Here is a 1,450-nt window from a genome sequence, read left to right on the forward strand (position 1 = left end):
TGAACTGCACCCCAAAAGTTGGACACCCGTTCAACGATTTGGGGTGTTTTTTCATGAGCAAGTACAGCGCACGACTCAAGAGCAGAGTCGTTCAAGACTATTTATCAGGCGAGCGCGGTGGTTACGGAGAGGTGGGGCGTCAACATGGCGTGGGCCAGGGCACGGTGCGTAAATGGGTGGCGGCGTGGCGGGCGCATGGCGAGGCGGCGTTTAAGAAGAAGTACAGTTTCTACGACGGCCCATTCAAACTGAAGGTGCTGCAGTTCATGCACACCAAGGCCCTGTCGTGCCGAGAGACGGCCGCGATGTTCGATATCCGCAATCCGAGCGCGATTAATGTCTGGAAGCGCCGGTATGATTCGGGAGGTATGCAGGCCCTTGAGCCGCGCCCCCGAGGACGCTCCGTGAAGCAACCCAAGTCATCTGCGCCAGCGGTTTCGTCCAAATCCGACGAGGCCCGCACGAAGGAAGAGCTCCTGAAGGAGCTGAACTATCTGCGCATGGAGAATGCGTACCTAAAAAAACTCGATGCCTTGATCCGCTCGGAAAGCCCTACAGCGCAGCGCAAAAAGCGCAAGTAGTGGCCGGGTTGAGGCATGAGTTTGCGCTCGACGGCCTGCTGAAAGTGGCCGGCCTGGCGCGCAGCACGTTCTACTACCAATGCAAGGCTTCACGCAAGGCGGACAAACACGCGCAGCTCAAGGCGCGTATTCGTTCTGTGTTCGAGCAGCACAAAGGGCGTTATGGCTATCGACGCATTACTCACGCAGTCCGGCATTTGGGCACTGTTGTGAATCACAAGACCGTCCAGCGGTTGATGCACCTCATGAAACTGAAGTCGCTGGTGCGCCCGAAGAAGTTTCAAGCCTTCCGCGGGACGGTGGGACGGGTTGCGCCGAACGTGCTGCAAAGACAGTTCGATGCCGCGGGGCCGAACCAGAAGTGGGTCACCGATATCACTGAATTCCGGGTGGGCGAGCGAAAGCTTTATCTATCGCCGGTGCTGGATCTGTATAACGGCGAGATCATCGCCTACGAGACGGCCACTCGTCCGGCATTCGCGATGGTCGCCAACATGATCAAAAAGGCGTTCAGAAGGCTGGAAGTCGATGATCGCCCCTTGGTCCACTCGGATCAAGGCTGGCACTATCAGATGGGCGCTTACCAGGCGTTGCTCTCGCAACGAGCCCTGACGCAAAGCATGTCGCGCAAGGGCAACTGCCACGACAACGCCACCATGGAAAGCTTCTTCGGCACTTTGAAGTCGGAGTTCTTCTACCCCAACCGCTTCGAGAGCATCGAAGCCCTTCAGGCCGGAATCAGACGCTACATTCACTACTACAATCACCACCGCATCAAGCTGAAGCTGAAAGGGCTGAGTCCTGTGATGTACAGAACTCAGCCCTTAGCGGCCTAGCCCAAAACTGTCCAACTTTGCGGGGTCAGTTCA

At 57.2% G+C, this 1,450-nt stretch carries 1 protein-coding gene; it reads left to right on the forward strand.

Annotation, left to right across the window (positions count from 1 at the left end):
• The first annotated feature begins 53 nt into the window (after nucleotides 1-53).
• Nucleotides 54-1,417, forward strand: a protein-coding gene (locus NCR93_RS31625) for an IS3 family transposase (RefSeq protein ID WP_425129934.1) whose coding sequence is annotated in 2 segments (ribosomal slippage) — nucleotides 54-525 and nucleotides 525-1,417 — 1,365 coding nt in all. Because the reading frame shifts where the segments join, the coding sequence is not laid out codon by codon here.
• Nucleotides 1,418-1,450 lie beyond the last annotated feature (33 nt).

Origin of the sequence: Caballeronia sp. ATUFL_F1_KS39 (genome assembly GCF_023630985.1) — a bacterium.
In the GTDB taxonomy this organism is placed as follows: domain Bacteria; phylum Pseudomonadota; class Gammaproteobacteria; order Burkholderiales; family Burkholderiaceae; genus Caballeronia; species Caballeronia zhejiangensis.